Raw genomic sequence first — 15,596 nt, 5'->3', positions numbered from 1 at the left:
TCCCCTCTCACCCGTCTAGGAGTGACTTTCATGGGCATCAAGGACCAGTTCCAGGACAAGGCGCAGGAGCTCTCCGAGCGCGCGAAGCGGCCGATGGGCAACGCGAAGCAGGAGGCGTCCGAGCGCGCCTCGCAGGCCAAGGGCCGTTCGCAGCAGCCGCGGGAGCGCACGGACGAGTCGCAGGACCGCCTCGACGCGGACTACGACGCCTGACGCCGTCCTGTGAGGAAGGCGCACCCGGGACGCCGGGTGCGCCTTCGCGCATGTTCCTGTGGACAACCGGCGGCTGTGGATAACCCCCCGCACGGAATCGCGAAGTTACGTACCGTGATCCCCATGTCCGTAACCGACGCAAGCGACATGACCGCCGCGCTCGTCCTCGAACGACTGCGATCCGACCACGCGCCCGCCCTGCTCGCCTTCGAGCGGGAGAACCGGGCCTACTTCGCCGCGTCCGTGCCCGACCGCGGGGACGCGTATTTCGAGGAGTTCCCGGCCCGGCACCAGGAGCTGCTGGACGAGCAGGAGACCGGCTCGATCCTCTTCCACGTGCTGGTGGCGCCGGGCGACGGGGAGATCGTCGGCCGGTTCAATCTGGTCGACGTGGCCGACGGCAGCGCCGAACTCGGCTACCGCGTGGCCGAGAAGGCCGCCGGACGCGGCGTGGCGACCACGGCGATACGGGAGTTGTGCGTCAGGGCCCGGGAGGAGTACGGGCTGAGCCGGCTGACCGCCGCCACGACCCTCGACAACGGGCCGTCCCGGGCGGTGCTCGCCCGGGTCGGCTTCGGTGCGGTCGGGAGCGTGACGCTGGGCGGGGTGCCCGGGATCGCCTACGAGCTGGACCTCGGCGGCAGTTTGGGCCGGGAGCGGTCCGGCACCGCCTCGTAGCCGGGCGGGCTCGCGGGCGGGTTCTCGTCCAGGAGCGCGAGGGCCACGTGTACGGCGTCGTCGAGCTGTGCGTGGCGGCCCTCGGCCCAGTCGAGCGGGGTGCGCAGGATCGCGAGGTCCGGCGCCACCCCGTGGTTCTCGATGGACCAGCCGTACTCGGGGAACCAGGCCGCGTTCATCGGGACGGTGATCTGGGTGCCGTCGCCGAGCCGGTGGCGTCCGGTCATGCCGACGACTCCTCCCCAGGTGCGCTGGCCGACGACGGGGCCGAGCCGGAGCAGCTTGAAGGCGGCGGTGATCATGTCGCCGTCGGAGGAGGTCGCCTCGTCGGCGAGTGCCACGATCGGCCCGCGGGGCGCGTTGGTGGCGTAGGAGACGGGCTGGGCGTTGCGGGTGAGGTCCCAGCCCAGGATCTTGCGGGTCAGTTTCTCTATGACCAGTTCGCTGATGTGGCCGCCGGCGTTGCCGCGGACGTCCACGATGAGGGCCGGCCGGGAGACCTCCATCCGCAGGTCGCGGTTGAACTGGGCCCAGCCGGAGCCGCCCATGTCGGGGATGTGGAGGTAGCCGCAGCGCCCGCCGCTGACCTCGTGGACCACGGCGCGCCGCTTGGTCACCCAGTCCTGGTAGCGCAGCGGGCGTTCGTCGACGAGGGGGACGACGGCGATCCGGCGGGCCCGGCCCTCTCCCCCGGCGGGGGTGAAGGTGAGTTCGACGGTGGTGCCCCCGGTGCCGGAGAGGAGGGGATAGGGGCCGGCGACCGGGTCGACGGGCCGGCCGTCGACGTGGGTGAGGACCGCGCCCTCCCGGATGCCGTTGCCGGCGAGGGGCGAGCGGGCCTTGGAGTCGGAGGAGTCGCCGGGCAGGATCCGCTTGACCACCCAGCCGTCTTCGCGGGGGACGAGGTTGGCGCCGAGCAGGCCCTGGGCGCGCTGGTAGTGGGACGGGCCCTCGTTGCGCCGGGCGGGGGTGACATAGGCGTGGGAGGTGCCGAGCTCGCCCATGACCTCGCGCAGCAGGTCGGCGAACTCGTCCGGGGAGGCGACCCGTTCGACGAGCGGGCGGTACTGGTCGAGCACGGCGGTCCAGTCGACGCCGCCCATGCCGGGTTCCCAGAAGTAGGCGCGGACGATCCGGCCGGCCTCGTCGAAGGCCTGCCGCCACTCGGCGGCCGGGTCGACCTCGTGCACGATCCGCCGCAGGTCCAGATAGACGGTGGAGTCGCTGTCGCCGGACTCGGTGGCGGGGGCGGCCCGCAGCTCGCCCTCGTCGACCACGACGAGCCGGGTGCCGTCGCCGCTCACGGCGAACCAGTCGAGATGGTCCACGAGTTCGGTCTTGCGGGCCTTGGTGATGTTGAAGTGCTCCAGCGTGGGGCGGGGGGAGGGATCGGACGGATTGGCGAAGGTCTCGCCCAGGGCGCCGGAGATGGGCCAGCGCAGCCAGACCAGGCCGCCGCCGGAGACGGGCTGGAGGGCGGAGTACTTCGAGGCGGTCACGGGGAACGGGGTGACCCGGTCGGCGAGTCCCTCGATCTCCACGGTCACCGTGCCGTCGCCCCCGGCCCCGATCTCCTCGGCCGGGTCCATGCCGCCGGCCGCGGGCCGGCCGTCGGGGAGGAGCGCGAAGGGGGAGGGGGTCGCGGAGGAGAGCGGAACGAGGTAGGGGCGGCAGCCCAGCGGGAAGGACAGGTCGCCGGTGTGCACGTCGTAGACGGGGTCGAAGCCCCGCCAGGAGAGGAAGGCGAGATAGCGCCCGTCGCGGGTGAAGACCGGGTTCTCGTCCTCGAAGCGCCCGTTGGTGACGTCGACGACCACCCCGGCGCCGGGGCCGGCGATGCGGGCCATCTTGATGGAGCGCAGGGAACGCCCGATGCCCGGATGGGACCAGGTCAGCCAGGCCCCGTCGGGGGAGAAGGCGAGGTCGCGGACGGGGCCGTTCACCGAACTGATCAGCTCGGTGACCTCGTCGCCGCCGGGCTCGGTCGTGGAGTCCTCGGGTGCGTCGACGGTCAGGAGGAGCAGCCGTCCGTCGCTGGAGGCGATGGCGAGCCGTTCGCCGTCGGGGTCGGAGACCATCTCCTCGACCCGGCCGAGTTCCCCGGAGGCGAGCCGGCGCGGAGGGCGGTCGCCGCTGGCCCGCGGGAGCGAGGCGACCTCGATGGCGTCATCGCCCTCGGCGTCGGTGACGTAGGCGACCTGGCCGCTGCTGCCCAGCATCTCGGGCAGCCGGACCCGTACGCCGGGGGTGTCGGCGATGGTCCGGGCGGGGCCGTCGCGGTGGGTGAGCCAGTAGAGGCTGCCACGCACCGAGACGGCGCTGGCCCGGCCGGTCTCGTCGACGGACAGGGCGTCCACGTGGTGGGCGGCGGGCACGTGGTACGGGCGCCGGCCGGTGCGGGGGCCGCCGAGCCGGACGTCGAGGCGGCGCGGCCGGGCGTCGGCGGTCAGCCGGTCGACGATCCACAGTTCGCCCGCGCACTGGTAGACCACCCGCTGCCCGTCGCTGGAGGCGTTGCGGGCGTAGAAGTCGTCGTGGTCGGTGTGGCGGCGCAGGTCGGAGCCGTCGGGCCGGCAGGAGTAGAGGTTGCCGATGCCCTCGTGGTCGGAGAGGAAGGCGATCCGGGTGCCGCCGCCCTCCTCGGCGGGCGCGGCGACGAACATCGGGGCGTCGAGGTGCCCGTCGAGGTCCGGGAGCAGCTGTTCGCCGTGCAGCCACAGCCGGCCCATGGCCCCGCCCCGGTAGCGCTTCCAGGAGGCCGGCTCGTGCGGGGGTGTGCCGGTGAGCAGCAGGGTGCGGCGGTGTCCCGCGGAGCTCTCGGCCGGGGAGGTGTCCTCGTCGAGGTCGGCGACGGCGATGTGGGAGACCGGGCCCCAGGGCATCCGGCCGCCGGGGGAGCCGTCGGTGGGCACGGTGTACGCCCAGGAGAAGTACGAGAAGGGCTGGCCGTGCGAGGAGACGGCGAGGATGTCGGACCCGCCGTCCTCGCCGGGCGGCGACCAGCCGCAGACCCGGGTGTCGGTGGAGCCCCAGTAGGTGAGCCGCCGGGAGGGGCCGCCGTCCACCGGCGCGAGATGGATCTCCGGGTCGAGGCTGCGCCAGCTCGTGTAGGCGATCTGGCGTCCGTCGGGGGAGAAGCGCGGGTGGCCGACCCGGGTCCGGTCGGCGGTGATCCGCCAGGCCCGGCCGGGGCGGTGGCCCTCGGGGACGAGGGGGGAGACCCAGAGGTCGTCCTCGGCCGCGAAGCAGAGCAGTTCGCCGTGGAGGTGCGGGAAGCGGAGATACGCGACGTCACTCACCTCCTCATGCTTTCCGCGCGGAGGGGGTGCGGCAACTCGTACGCCAGTCCCATCCTGTGGAGGTTCCGGAGGGGCTGTGTCCCAGGACACGTACGAAACGGTTTCGTTTCGCTTGGGTCGCGGGTATCGTCGTGGTGTACGAAACCGTTTCGTTCGTGTCGATCGTCGGAACAGGAGGCCGGACATGGCTCGCAGCAGGCTCACCCCGGAACGGGAGGCCGAGCTGTACGAAGCCGTGCTCGACCTGCTGCGCGAGGTCGGCTACGACGCCCTCACCATGGACGCCGTCGCCGCCCGCACCCGGTCGAGCAAGGCCACCCTCTACCGCCAGTGGGGGAGCAAGCCCGAACTCGTCGCCAAGGCCCTGCGTCACAACAAGCCGGTCTCGATCGGCGAGGTCGACACCGGCAGCCTGCGCGGCGACTTCCAGGCCGTGCTGGAACGGACCGACGACTGCCAGATGGAGAAGGACTCCGCGCTGATGCGGGGCCTCGCCCATGCCGTGCACAACAACCCCGAACTGCTCGAGGCGCTGCGCGAGCTGCTCATCGAACCCGAGATGACCGGCCTTCGCGAGGTGCTGGACCGAGCCGTGCGGAGGGGCGAGATCGACGCCGGCAACCCGGCGCTCACGCTCGTGCCCCACATGCTGATCGGAGCGTTCATCGCCCGCCCGCTGATCGACGATCGGCCGGTGGACCAGGAGTTCCTCAGTGCCTACGTCGACGCCGTCGTGCTCCCCTCACTCGGCGTCTGACCACCCGACCCACCCTGCCGTACCCCGCAGTTCCTGACGTCGCACCGCTCACGCCGTCGGGCCGGCTCCCCATGCCCTGTCCCACTCACCAATGGGAGTAAGCCCCCGTGGCCACGTTCCTGTACAAGCTCGGCCGTTCCGCCTTCCGGCGCCGACGGCTCGTCGCCCTGATCTGGGTGGCGCTCCTCGCGCTCGCCGGCGTCGGGGCCGCCACCGCGCCCGCCGCGACCTCCAGCTCCTTCTCCATTCCCGGCACCGAGGCACAGCGCGCCTTCGACCTGCTCGAACAGCGCTTCCCCGGCGGCAGCGCCGACGGCGCCACCGCCCGGGTGGTCTTCAAGGCCCCGGCCGGCCAGACCATGAAGGACCCGGCCAACAAGGCCAAGGTCGAGAAGACGGTCGCCGCCCTCAAGTCCGGCTCCGAGCAGATCGCCCAGGTCACCGACCCGTACCAGGCGCAGGCGATCTCCCGGGACGGCTCGACCGCTTACGTGTCCGTCGCGTACAAGGTCAACGCGATGGAGCTCACCGACGCCAGCCGCGACGCGCTCAAGGAGACCGGCCAGGCGGCGCAAGGACAGGGGCTCACCGTGGAGATCGGCGGTGACGCGCTCCAGAGCATGCCGGAGACCGGTGCCGGCGAGATCGTCGGCGTGATCATCGCGGGCGTCGTGCTCGTCATCACCTTCGGTTCGCTCGTCGCCGCCGGACTGCCGCTGCTCACCGCGATCATCGGCGTCGGCATCGGCGTCTCGACCATCACCGCGCTCGCGAGCGTCCTCGACCTCGGCTCCACCACCTCCACCCTCGCGATGATGATCGGCCTCGCGGTCGGCATCGACTACGCCCTCTTCATCGTCTCCCGCTACCGCGCGGAGCTCGCCGAGGGCCGCGAGAAGGAGGAGGCCGCCGGGCGCGCGGCCGGCACCGCCGGCTCCGCCGTGGTCTTCGCCGGTCTGACCGTGGTCATCGCCCTGGTGGGCCTGGCCGTCGTCAACATCCCGATGCTCACCAAGATGGGCTTCGCCGCGGCCGGCACGGTCGTGATCGCGGTCCTCATCGCGCTCACCCTCATCCCCGCGCTGCTCGGCTTCGCCGGCGACCGGGTCGTCGGCCGCAAGCAGCGCAAGGCCGCCGCGCAGGACGCGGACCCGCAGGACGCCGCCGCGCAGGACGCCGGCCCGAAGAAGGAGAAGCCGAACGCCGGCACCCGCTGGGCCCGCTTCGTCATCCGCCGCCCGCTGATGGTGCTCCTCGTCGGCGTGCTCGGCCTCGGCGCCATCGCCGTGCCGGCCGCCTCCCTGGAGATGGGCCTGCCGGACGACGGCGTGAAGCCCGCCTCGGCCACCGAGCGCCGCGCCTACGACCTGCTCTCCGACGGCTTCGGCCCCGGCTTCAACGGCCCGCTGCTCGTGGTCGTCGACGGCGACAAGACCGCCGCCGACAAGACCGTCTCCACGATCAAGGGCCTGGAGGGCTGGGCCGCCGTCACCCCGCCGACCCCCAACAAGGCCGGCGACACCGCGATGATCACGGTGGTCCCGAAGGACCGTCCGTCCTCCGTGGCCACCGAGAACCTGGTGCACGACATCCGCGGCGCCACCGGCGACGACGTCCTGGTCACCGGCGCCACCGCGATGAACATCGACTTCTCGCAGAAGATGAACGACGCGCTGCTGCCCTACCTGGCGCTGGTCGTCGGACTCGCCTTCCTGCTCCTCATGGTGGTCTTCCGCTCGGTCCTGGTCCCGCTGAAGGCGGCCCTCGGCTTCCTGCTCTCCGTGGTCGCCGCCCTCGGCGCGGTCGTCGCGGTCTTCCAGTGGGGCTGGCTGGGCAGCCTGTTCGGCGTCGAGCAGACCGGCCCGATCATGTCGATGATGCCGATCTTCATGGTCGGCGTCGTCTTCGGCCTCGCGATGGACTACGAGGTCTTCCTGGTCACGCGGATGCGTGAGGCGTACGTCCACGGGGCGCGCCCCGGCGAGGCGATCGTCACGGGCTTCCGGCACGGCGCCAGGGTGGTCACCGCCGCCGCGGTGATCATGATCGCGGTCTTCTCGGGCTTCATCGGCTCCAGCGAGCAGATGGTGAAGATGATCGGCTTCGGCCTCGCCGTCGCCGTCCTCTTCGACGCCTTCGTCGTCCGCATGGCGATCGTCCCGGCCGTGCTCGCGCTCCTCGGGCACAAGGCCTGGTGGCTGCCGAAGTGGCTGGGACGGGTGCTGCCCAACGTGGACGTCGAGGGCGAGGGCCTGGCCGCGCACGACTCCCGGGGCAGGGGCCGTGACGAGGACCGGGAGCTGGTCTCCGTCTGACCCTCCGAGATCTCCGGGGCCGCCGCACGAGCGGGCGACGGCCCCGGACCGCGCCGGGACCTGTGGGGACGGGGAGCCGACGCGACGCGTACGCCGTCAGCGTGCCTTCATCGGCGCGCGGGCGGCGTAGGTGTGTTGGAGGAAGCGGAGCAGGGGGGTCGTGTCGAACTGGACCACCGCGACACCGTCGGCGGTGTGGAACTCCACCACGGTCTGCACCCGTCCGCAGGGCCAGACGCCGACGTCCCCGCGCCGGGCGGGGGCGCGCAGTCCGGTCTCCAGCAGGGCGCGGGGGAAGGACCATTCGATGTCGCCGGGGAAGACGAAGCGGACGGTCGCGGGTTCGAAGGCGGGGTCGAAGCGGAGGGCCACCGGAACGGGTCGCGAGAGCGGGGCGTCGCTGATGATCCGGCCCTTGGCGTGGTCCTCGACTCCATGGTCATCGGCGGCGCGGGGCATCGGGCGACTCCTCACACTCGTTCGTACCATTAGTCCTTAATGTCCCACTATTTCCGGGCGCGCGCCCGGGCGAGGCGCGATCCCTCAATCTGCTTCTGACCTCAGGGCGCTCTTGCAAACCATTCGCAGGAGCGCTCTATCATTCGGACGTGCATGTACCCGACGGATTCATCAACGCCCCCGTATCGGCCGCAGCCGGTGTCGTCGCCGCCGGCGCCGTCGCCGTGAGCCTGCGCGGAGCACGCAAGGAACTCGACGAGCGGACGGCCCCGCTGGCCGGCCTCGTCGCGGCCTTCATCTTCGCCGTACAGATGCTCAACTTCCCCGTCGCCGCCGGCACCAGCGGACACCTGCTGGGCGGCGCGCTCGCGGCGATCCTCGTCGGGCCCTACACCGGCGTCCTGTGCATCGCCGTCGTCCTGCTCATGCAGGGTGTCCTGTTCGCCGACGGCGGCCTCACCGCGCTCGGTGTGAACATCACGGTCATGGGCGTCGTCACGGTGGTCGTCGCCTACGCGCTCTTCCGCGGCCTGGTCCTCCTGCTGCCGCGCACCCGCCGCTCGGTGACCGCCGCCTCCCTCGTCGCCGCGCTCGTGTCCGTGCCGGCCGCGGCCACCGCCTTCACCGCGATCTACGCGATCGGCGGCACCACCGACGTGCCCCTCGCCAAGGTCCTCACGGCGATGGTCGGCGTCCACGTCCTCATCGGCATCGGCGAGGCCGTCATCACCATGCTCACGGTCGGCGCCGTGATCGCCGTCCGCCCCGACCTCGTGTACGGCGCGCGCGGCCTGACCGCGCCGCTCAAGCTGCGCGTGGACGGCGCACTGGTCGACGCCGCCCCCGCGGCCGTGCCGGCCGCGGCCCGGTCGCCGCGGAAGCTGTGGATCGGCGGTGTCGTCACGGCCCTCGTCCTCGCCGGCTTCGTCTCCTTCTACGCCTCCGCCAGCCCCGACGGCCTGGAGAAGGTCGCCGCCGACAAGGGCATCGACAGCAAGGTCCAGCCGCACGCGGCCGCCGGCTCCCCGCTCGCCGACTACGGCGTCAAGGACGTCTCCGACGCGCGTCTCTCCGGCGGTCTGGCCGGCGTCATCGGCGTCGGCGCGACCCTCGCCGTCGGCACGGGTGCCTTCTGGGTGGTCCGCCGCCGCAGGGGCGTCGCCTCCGCGCTGGAGGCCTGATGGGCGCCGGGCACGCGCACAAGCTCTACCGGCACGGGCACTCGCCGGTCCACGCGCTGCCCCCGCACACCAAGCTCGCCGCCGTCTTCGCCTTCGTCGTCGTGGTGGTCGCCACGCCCCGCGAGGCGATGTGGGCGTTCGGTCTCTACGCGCTGCTGCTCGCCGGCGTCGCGGCGGCGGCCCGGGTGCCCGCCCGGTTCGTGCTCGGGCGGCTGCTCATCGAGATCCCGTTCGTGGCGTTCGCGCTGCTCATGCCCTTCGTGGTGCCGGGCGAGCAGACGCAGGTCCTCGGCGTCCCGCTCTCCGTCCCCGGGCTCTGGGGCGCGTGGAACGTCCTCGCCAAGGGCACCCTCGGCGTCGCCGCCTCCGTCCTCCTCGCCGCCACCACCGAACTGCGCGCCCTGCTCCTCGGCCTGCAGCGGCTGAAGCTGCCGCCGATGCTCGTCCAGATCGCCTCCTTCATGATCCGTTACGGCGACGTCATCACCGACGAGATGCGGCGGATGTCGATCGCACGCCGCTCGCGGGGCTTCGAGGCGAGCGGCATCCGCCACTGGGGCGTCCTCGCCAAGTCCGCCGGCGCGCTCTTCATCCGCTCGTACGAGCGGGGGGAACGCGTGCACCTCGCCATGGTCAGCCGCGGGTACACCGGGGCGATGCCGGTCATCGACGAGGCGACCGCCACCCCGGCGCAGTGGCGCCACGCCGCCGCCCTGCCCGCCGCCGCCCTGATCGTCTGCCTCCTGGGATGGACCCTGTGACCGAGCACCCCTCACTGGACGTCCGCGGCCTCGCGTACGCGTACCCGGACGGGCACCAGGCCCTCTTCGGCGTGAACCTGACCGTCGGGCGCGGCGAACGGGTCGCCCTGCTCGGCCCGAACGGCGCCGGCAAGACCACGCTCGTCCTGCACCTCAACGGGATCCTCACCGGCGGCGCCGGCGGCGTCACCGTCGCCGGGCTGCCGGTGGAGAAGCGGCACCTGGCCGAGATCAGGCGCCGGGTCGGCATCGTCTTCCAGGACCCCGACGACCAGCTCTTCATGCCGACCGTCCGCGAGGACGTGGCCTTCGGCCCGGCGGCGGCCGGCCTGCGGGGCGCCGAGCTGGAGGCCGTGGTCCGCAAGGCCCTCGCCCGGGTCGGCATGGAGGAGTTCGCCGACCGCCCGCCGCACCACCTGTCCTTCGGGCAGCGGCGCCGGGTGGCCGTGGCGACCGTCCTCGCGATGGAGCCCGAGATCCTCGTCCTCGACGAGCCCTCCTCCAACCTCGACCCGGCCTCGCGCCGCGAGCTCGCCGACATCCTGCGCTCCCTGGACGTCACCGTCCTCATGGTCACCCACGACCTGCCGTACGCGCTGGAGCTCTGCCCGCGCGCGGTGATCCTCAGCGAGGGTGTGATCGCCGCGGACGGGCGCACCGCCGACATCCTGACCGACGAGGAGCTGATGGCCCGGCACCGCCTGGAACTCCCGTACGGCTTCGTGCCGAGCTCCGTGACCTGACGCTTCCCGCCGCGCTCCGTGGCCTGACGCACCCCGGAATCCGCGGGCCCTCCCGTCCGTTGCACCATGGGGATCGGTCGTAGGAGAGGAAGCGTGGGTCAGGTGGACGTCCGGGGCACGGTGGCGGCGGGTTTCGAGCCGGTCAGGGACGCGTTCCTGCGCAACTTCGAGGGGCGCGGCGAGCGCGGCGCCGCGGTCGCGGTCTACCGGGACGGCACCAAGGTCGTGGACCTGTGGGCGGGCACGAAGGACGTCCGGGGCGAGCAGCCCTGGGCCGTGGACACCGCCCAGGTCGTCCGCTCGGCCACCAAGGGAGTGGCGGCCGCCGTCCCGCTCCTGCTCCACCAGCGCGGCCAGCTGGACCTGGACGCGCCGGTCGGCACGTACTGGCCGGAGTTCAAGGCGGCGGGCAAGGACCGGGTGACCGTACGCCAACTGCTCGCCCACCGGGCGGGCGTCCCGGTGCTCGACCGCCCGCTCACCCTCGCCGAGGCGGCGGACCTGCCGACGGCGACGGCCGCGATCGCCGCCCAGACCCCCGTGTGGGAGCCGGGCACGGCACACGGCTACCACGCCCACACCTACAGCTGGCTGCTCTCCGGCCTGGTCCAGCGGGTCACCGGCCGCACGATCGGCCGCTGGGTCGCCGAGGAGATAGCCCGGCCGCTGGGCCTCGACCTGTGGATCGGCCTGCCCGGGGAGGAGGCCCACCGGGTCGGCCGCCTCGGCCCGGTGGAGGAGCGGGAGCCGGCCGACAGCGGGATGCTGCGACTGCGCCCCAAGCCCGCGGTGACCGCGGCGTACCAGGACCCGGAGTCCCTGACCCGCCGCGCGTTCGCCGTGATCGAGCCGCAGCCCGACGAGAACGACCCGGTCTACCGGGCCGCCGAACTGCCCGGTTCGGCGGGCGTCGCCACCGCCCGGGCCCTGGCCCGCTTCTACGCGGCCACGCTCGGCGCGGTCGACGGCGGCCCCCGCCTCTTCGCCCCGGCGACCCTGACCCTGGCCCGCACCGAGGAATCGGCGGGCCCGGACCGGGTCCTGGTGGTCAACACCCGCTTCGGCCTGGGCCACATGCTGCACGGACCGGCCTCACCGCTCCTCGGCCCCGGCTCCTTCGGGCACCCCGGACGCGGCGGTTCGCTCGGCTTCGCCGACCCCGAGTCGGGCATCGCCTTCGGCTACGTCACCAACGGGATGCGCAAGACGGTCACGGCCGACCCGCGCGCCCAGGCACTGATCCGGGCGGTGCGGGCCGCCCTGTGAGCCGCGGTCGAGAGCCGCGGGGCGCGAGTCCGGGGTGCGTGTCCGGGAGCAGGCCCCGTCGCCGCCGGTCCGCGGGCTCCGTCAGACGAGGCGCCACATCTGGTCGCGGTAGTCCTCGCAGTCGTACTGGAAGACCCGGCTGCCGTTGTCGAGGCCCTGCACGACCAGGCACTTGCCGCTGTTGAGGTTCTTCAGCTTGTAGACGTCCGGGTCGTCGGTGAGGACCTTCTGCCACAGCTGGTCGGCCCAGGGGCCGCACGTGTACTGCTCGCCGGGATTGCCGTTCTCCGGGCCGCGGACGAGGAGGCACTTGCCGCTGTTGACGTTTCTCAGGCGGTAGGTGCCCTTCGTCTCCAGGTAGGTCTCGTCGAGGACCCACTTCTGGTCGGCCCAGTAGCCGCAGTCGTACTGCACGGCGGGGTTGCCGTCGTCCGGGCCCTGGACGAGGAGGCACTTGTTGCTGTTGACGTTCTTCACGTGGAACTCGGGCGTCGGGGCGTCGACGGCGGAGGCGGTGGTGGCGGAGCCGACCAGCGTGCCGGCCGTCAGCGCGACGGCGGCCAGGGCGGAACCCAGGGTGCGCGTCCTGATCATTCTCGGATCTCCCTCGTAGGTGTGTGCGCGATCTTGATCAGGACCATAGGGGGGTGAGATCGCTCTTGTCGTCGAGTTTGGGATGCGGAGTCGGGATTCCGGTCGAGTGCCCGGCTTTGCCGGGCGCCGCCCTCAACTCGCGTACAGCATCAGCCCGATCCCCACGACCATCAGACCCGCCGCCGCCACCCGCGGCCCGCCGAAGCGCTCCTTGAAGAGCAGCGCGCCGATCGCGGCGCCGACGATGATCGAGGACTCGCGGAGCGCGGCGATCGGGGCCAATGGCGCCTTCGTCTGGGCCCACAGGACGAGGGCGTAGGCGGCGACGGACATCGCCGCGCCGAGCAGGCCGCGGGCCGCGTACGGGCGGAGCTCGGCGACCAGTCCGGAGCGGCGGCGGGCCAGCGCGTACGCCGGGATGACCAGGCCCTCCAGGAGCATCAGCCAGGCGATGTAGCCGAGCGGGGTCTGTGCGGCCCGGACGCCCATGCCGTCGACGACCGTGTACGCGGCGATCGACAGGCCCGTCGCGCCCGCCGCCAGCAGAGCCGGCCAGTGCGGGCGGGTGCCCTTGCCGCGGATGCCCCAGAGGGCGAGGCCGGTGAGACCGGCGCAGGCGACGGCCACGCCGGCCAGCTGGCCGGCGTCCGGGACCTCGCCGACGAACACGGCGGCCAGCAGGGTGACCACCAGCGGCGCGGTGCCCCGGGCGATCGGGTACATCTGGCCGAAGTCCCCGAGGTCGAACGACTTCATCAGCAGCCCGTAGTAGGCGACGTGCAGCACGGCCGACACGACCAGACAGGGCCACGCGCCCGCCGCCGGCAGCGGGGTGACGCACACGCCGACGAGGCCGAGGAGCGCGCCGCCGCCGGATATGAGGGTGAAGGAGAGCAGCTTGTCCCCGATCCCCGCGGCGATCGCGTTCCAGCTCGCATGGGTCACGGCGGCCGTCAGCACCGCCACGACGACCAGCGGCGTCACGCCGTACGCTCCCGGACGTCCACGAGCGCGCCGCCCGCGCGGGCGATCAGCGTCCCCGGGGCGAGGGCGAACACGCTGTGCGGGGTGCCGGCCGCCGCCCACACCACCTCGTGGTCGAGCAGTCCGCGGTCGGCGAGCACCCGGGTGCGGGTGAGGTGCCCGAACGGCGGGACGCCGCCGATCGCGTACCCCGTCGTCTCCCGGACCAGCCGCGCGTCGGCGCGGGTGACCTCCGCCGCGCCCAGCTCCTCCCGTACCCGCTCCACGTCCACCCGCGAGGAGCCGTCCATCAGGACGAGCACCGGCACCCCGTCCGCCGCGAAGACCAGCGACTTCACGATCTGCGACACCGCGCAGCCGACGGCCTCGGCCGCCTGCTGCGCGGTCCGGGTCTCGTCGGGGAAGCGCCGGACCTCGACGTCGAGGTCCAGCTCCTTGAGGGCGGCGGCGAACCGGGGGTGGGCGTCAGCGTGCGAGGTCGTCATGTCACCGCACGCTAGCGGTCCGTGTACGGGCCACGCGACCTGCTTCCGGGACGTGGACCGGCCGGGGCGACCCGTCACGGTCCGCCGGCCCGGTCCGGCCCGATCCGCTAGTCCGCGTTCAGCACCCGCGCCACCAGCGGGCCGGCCGCGTCCACGCCGTGCCCGCCGCCCTCGACGAACGCGGCCGCCGCGAGGTCGTCCGAGAACGCCGTGAACCAGGAGTCCGACGTGGCCTGTCCGCCGACCTCCGCCGATCCGGTCTTCGCGCCCTTGTCGCCACCGACCGAGGACATCACGCCGGACGCGGTGCCGTAGCCGGCCGTCGCCGTGAGCCGCATCATGTCGCGCAGCTGCCGGGCCGCCGAGGCCGGCAGCTTCCGCTCGGCCGTGGCGAACTCGCGGTCGTCCAGGCTCCGGGCGACCAGATACGGCTGCCTGAAGCGCCCGTCCTTGGCGGTGGCGGTGATCGAGGCCATGTTGAGCGGATTCATCTGGACGGTGCCCTGGCCGATGTACTGCTCCGCGGCGCCGCCGCCCGTCGCCTCGGGGACGGAGCCGTCGACGGACCGGATGCCGGTCTTCCATTCGAGGCCGATGCCGAAGACCTCCCTGGCCTCCTTGCCGAGCGCGGAGTCGTCGCCGACGTTGTCGATCTTCTTGATGAAGGCGGTGTTGCAGGAGCGGGCGAAACTCTTTGCGAACGGGGCGCCGTCCAGCGAGAAGCCCTTCAGGTTCCCGATCGTCCGGCCCTGGTACATGGCGGTCGGCGGGCACTCGGCGACCTGGTCCGCCTTGACCAGGCCCTTCTCCAGGAGCAGCGCGGCCGTGACGATCTTCATCGTGGAGCCGGGCATCTTCTTGCCCTCGAAGGCCGCGTTGAAGCCGTTCGCCGGGCTGTTGGCGACCGCCCGCACCGCGCCGGTCGACGGCTGGACCGCGACGACGGAGGCGGAGCCGTACTGCTTCACGGCCCGTTCGGCCGCCGCCTGCACGTCGGCGTCGATCGTCGTCTCCAGCTTCCCCTCCTCCCCCTTGGTGAGGGTCAGCAGCGTCGTGTCCGGCACGCCCGGGGCACCGGCCTCGACGACGAGCTCCACGCCCGGCCTGCCGCCGGCCTTGGCGCCGTAGCGCTCGCGCAGCTGGGCCAGCACCGGCCCGAGCGACGGGTACTTCTCCGCCGTCAGCACCCGCCCCTTGCGGTCGACGGCCTCGATGTCGCCGGACTTCGCGTAGCCGGTGCGGAGCGAGGAGCCCGGCGTCAGCTTCGGATGCAGCACGGCCGGCTTCCAGTCGACCAGCGGGCGTCCGGTGGTGACTCCGCGCACCACGGTGAGCCGCGAGGTGTACGTCCAGGGCTTGGAGACCCCGGCGTCCGTGACGGTCGCCTTCACCGTGAACGGCACCGTCGCACCGCTCGCCGGTCCCGGCGTGATGGTGGCCGCGGAGACCGCGGCCTCCGCCCGGAAACCCAGCAGCGCGGACCCGGCGGAGACCGGATTGTTCGTCAACTGTGCGGCCGTCTCCGCCTCTCCGCCGGCCCAGGCCGCGAGGAAGTCCTTCGCGGTCGCCGTCACCTCCTCGTCGGTGACGGGCCCGGTCTTCCGGTCCCCGGACCCGGACGCCGCGGTGGCGCCCGAACCCCCCGTGACCCCGTTCCAGAGGTTGTATCCCCCGTACCCGACCCCGCTCGCCACGACGACGAACACCCCGCCGACGATCGCGACCTTGGCTCCACTGCGCATGACTGCGCCTCCCTCCCCAGGTGTGGCCCTCTCGGCAGCCTAGGGCGCAGGAGTGACAGGAGCTACGGTCGTTACCGGAAAGCGACCGGACCGCCGGTTTGCCGTCCCCGGCCGGTCAC

Annotated in this window: 14 protein-coding genes; 8 read left to right on the top strand and 6 right to left on the bottom strand. The window is 72.8% G+C overall.

Going from position 1 to position 15,596, the window contains the following annotated elements:
* The first annotated feature begins 30 nt into the window (after window positions 1-30).
* Window positions 31-213 (top strand): hypothetical protein, encoded by a 183-nt coding sequence (locus ACGF1Z_RS29470; protein ID WP_393009057.1) that lies wholly within the window; start codon window positions 31-33, stop codon window positions 211-213.
* 123 nt (window positions 214-336) lie between these two features.
* Window positions 337-891, top strand: a complete 555-nt coding sequence (locus ACGF1Z_RS29465) for a GNAT family N-acetyltransferase (RefSeq protein WP_393009056.1) — start codon at window positions 337-339, stop codon at window positions 889-891.
* Here the strand turns inward: ACGF1Z_RS29465 and ACGF1Z_RS29460 are convergent.
* On the bottom strand, window positions 834-4,190 hold the full coding sequence (locus ACGF1Z_RS29460) for a S41 family peptidase (RefSeq protein WP_393009055.1): 3,357 nt from the start codon (window positions 4,188-4,190) through the stop codon (window positions 834-836). The genes ACGF1Z_RS29465 and ACGF1Z_RS29460 overlap by 58 nt on opposite strands.
* A 184-nt stretch (window positions 4,191-4,374) precedes the next feature.
* Between ACGF1Z_RS29460 and ACGF1Z_RS29455 the strand changes: the two genes are divergently transcribed.
* Together ACGF1Z_RS29455 and ACGF1Z_RS29450 are read left to right on the top strand one after the other, a co-directional pair.
* Complete coding sequence (locus ACGF1Z_RS29455) at window positions 4,375-4,947, top strand: TetR/AcrR family transcriptional regulator (RefSeq protein WP_393009054.1); 573 nt, start codon at window positions 4,375-4,377, stop codon at window positions 4,945-4,947.
* A 107-nt stretch (window positions 4,948-5,054) separates the two neighbouring features.
* Window positions 5,055-7,262, top strand: a complete 2,208-nt coding sequence (locus tag ACGF1Z_RS29450) for an MMPL family transporter (RefSeq protein WP_393009053.1) — start codon at window positions 5,055-5,057, stop codon at window positions 7,260-7,262.
* A gap of 96 nt (window positions 7,263-7,358) precedes the next feature.
* Here ACGF1Z_RS29450 and ACGF1Z_RS29445 read toward each other — a convergent pair whose 3' ends face one another.
* Complete coding sequence (locus tag ACGF1Z_RS29445) at window positions 7,359-7,721, bottom strand: SsgA family sporulation/cell division regulator (RefSeq protein WP_393009052.1); 363 nt, start codon at window positions 7,719-7,721, stop codon at window positions 7,359-7,361.
* Window positions 7,722-7,870: 149 nt separating this feature from the next.
* On the opposite strand from ACGF1Z_RS29445, the gene ACGF1Z_RS29440 reads away from it, so the two are divergent.
* The 4 genes from ACGF1Z_RS29440 (at window position 7,871) to ACGF1Z_RS29425 (ending at window position 11,672) form a co-directional block, all read left to right on the top strand.
* Window positions 7,871-8,902, top strand: coding sequence for an energy-coupling factor ABC transporter permease (locus ACGF1Z_RS29440; RefSeq protein ID WP_393009051.1), 1,032 nt, complete (start codon window positions 7,871-7,873; stop codon window positions 8,900-8,902).
* Window positions 8,902-9,663 carry a cobalt ECF transporter T component CbiQ gene (cbiQ, locus tag ACGF1Z_RS29435; protein WP_393009050.1) on the top strand — a complete coding sequence of 254 codons (762 nt, stop codon included), beginning with the start codon at window positions 8,902-8,904 and terminating at the stop codon, window positions 9,661-9,663. The genes ACGF1Z_RS29440 and cbiQ overlap by 1 nt, the downstream gene beginning before the upstream one ends.
* Entirely contained in the window at window positions 9,651-10,406 is a 756-nt protein-coding gene (locus ACGF1Z_RS29430) for an energy-coupling factor ABC transporter ATP-binding protein (protein ID WP_393009049.1), read from the top strand. The genes cbiQ and ACGF1Z_RS29430 overlap by 13 nt, the downstream gene beginning before the upstream one ends.
* A gap of 102 nt (window positions 10,407-10,508) precedes the next feature.
* Window positions 10,509-11,672: a serine hydrolase domain-containing protein gene (locus ACGF1Z_RS29425; RefSeq protein ID WP_393009181.1), complete on the top strand. Its 1,164-nt coding sequence runs from the start codon at window positions 10,509-10,511 to the stop codon at window positions 11,670-11,672.
* Between the two features lie 81 nt (window positions 11,673-11,753).
* Here ACGF1Z_RS29425 and ACGF1Z_RS29420 read toward each other — a convergent pair whose 3' ends face one another.
* The 4 genes from ACGF1Z_RS29420 to ACGF1Z_RS29405 all read right to left on the bottom strand — a co-directional run bounded on the left by ACGF1Z_RS29420 (window position 11,754) and on the right by ACGF1Z_RS29405 (window position 15,477).
* On the bottom strand, window positions 11,754-12,266 hold the full coding sequence (locus ACGF1Z_RS29420) for an RICIN domain-containing protein (protein WP_393009048.1): 513 nt from the start codon (window positions 12,264-12,266) through the stop codon (window positions 11,754-11,756).
* A 132-nt stretch (window positions 12,267-12,398) separates the two neighbouring features.
* Window positions 12,399-13,250 carry an EamA family transporter gene (locus tag ACGF1Z_RS29415; RefSeq protein ID WP_393009047.1) on the bottom strand — a complete coding sequence of 284 codons (852 nt, stop codon included), beginning with the start codon at window positions 13,248-13,250 and terminating at the stop codon, window positions 12,399-12,401.
* Complete coding sequence (locus tag ACGF1Z_RS29410) at window positions 13,247-13,735, bottom strand: YbaK/EbsC family protein (protein WP_393009046.1); 489 nt, start codon at window positions 13,733-13,735, stop codon at window positions 13,247-13,249. Before ACGF1Z_RS29410 ends, ACGF1Z_RS29415 begins: the two co-directional genes overlap by 4 nt.
* A gap of 107 nt (window positions 13,736-13,842) precedes the next feature.
* A complete protein-coding gene (locus ACGF1Z_RS29405) occupies window positions 13,843-15,477 on the bottom strand; it encodes a penicillin-binding transpeptidase domain-containing protein (protein ID WP_393009045.1) in 1,635 nt (544 codons plus the stop codon).
* Between the last annotated feature and the right edge of the window lie 119 nt (window positions 15,478-15,596).

This window comes from Streptomyces sp. NPDC048018, assembly GCF_043202995.1.
Taxonomy (GTDB): Bacteria; Actinomycetota; Actinomycetes; order Streptomycetales; family Streptomycetaceae; genus Streptomyces.
Note: the sequence above shows the minus strand (reverse complement) of the source record. Positions and strands in the feature narration are given on the sequence as shown.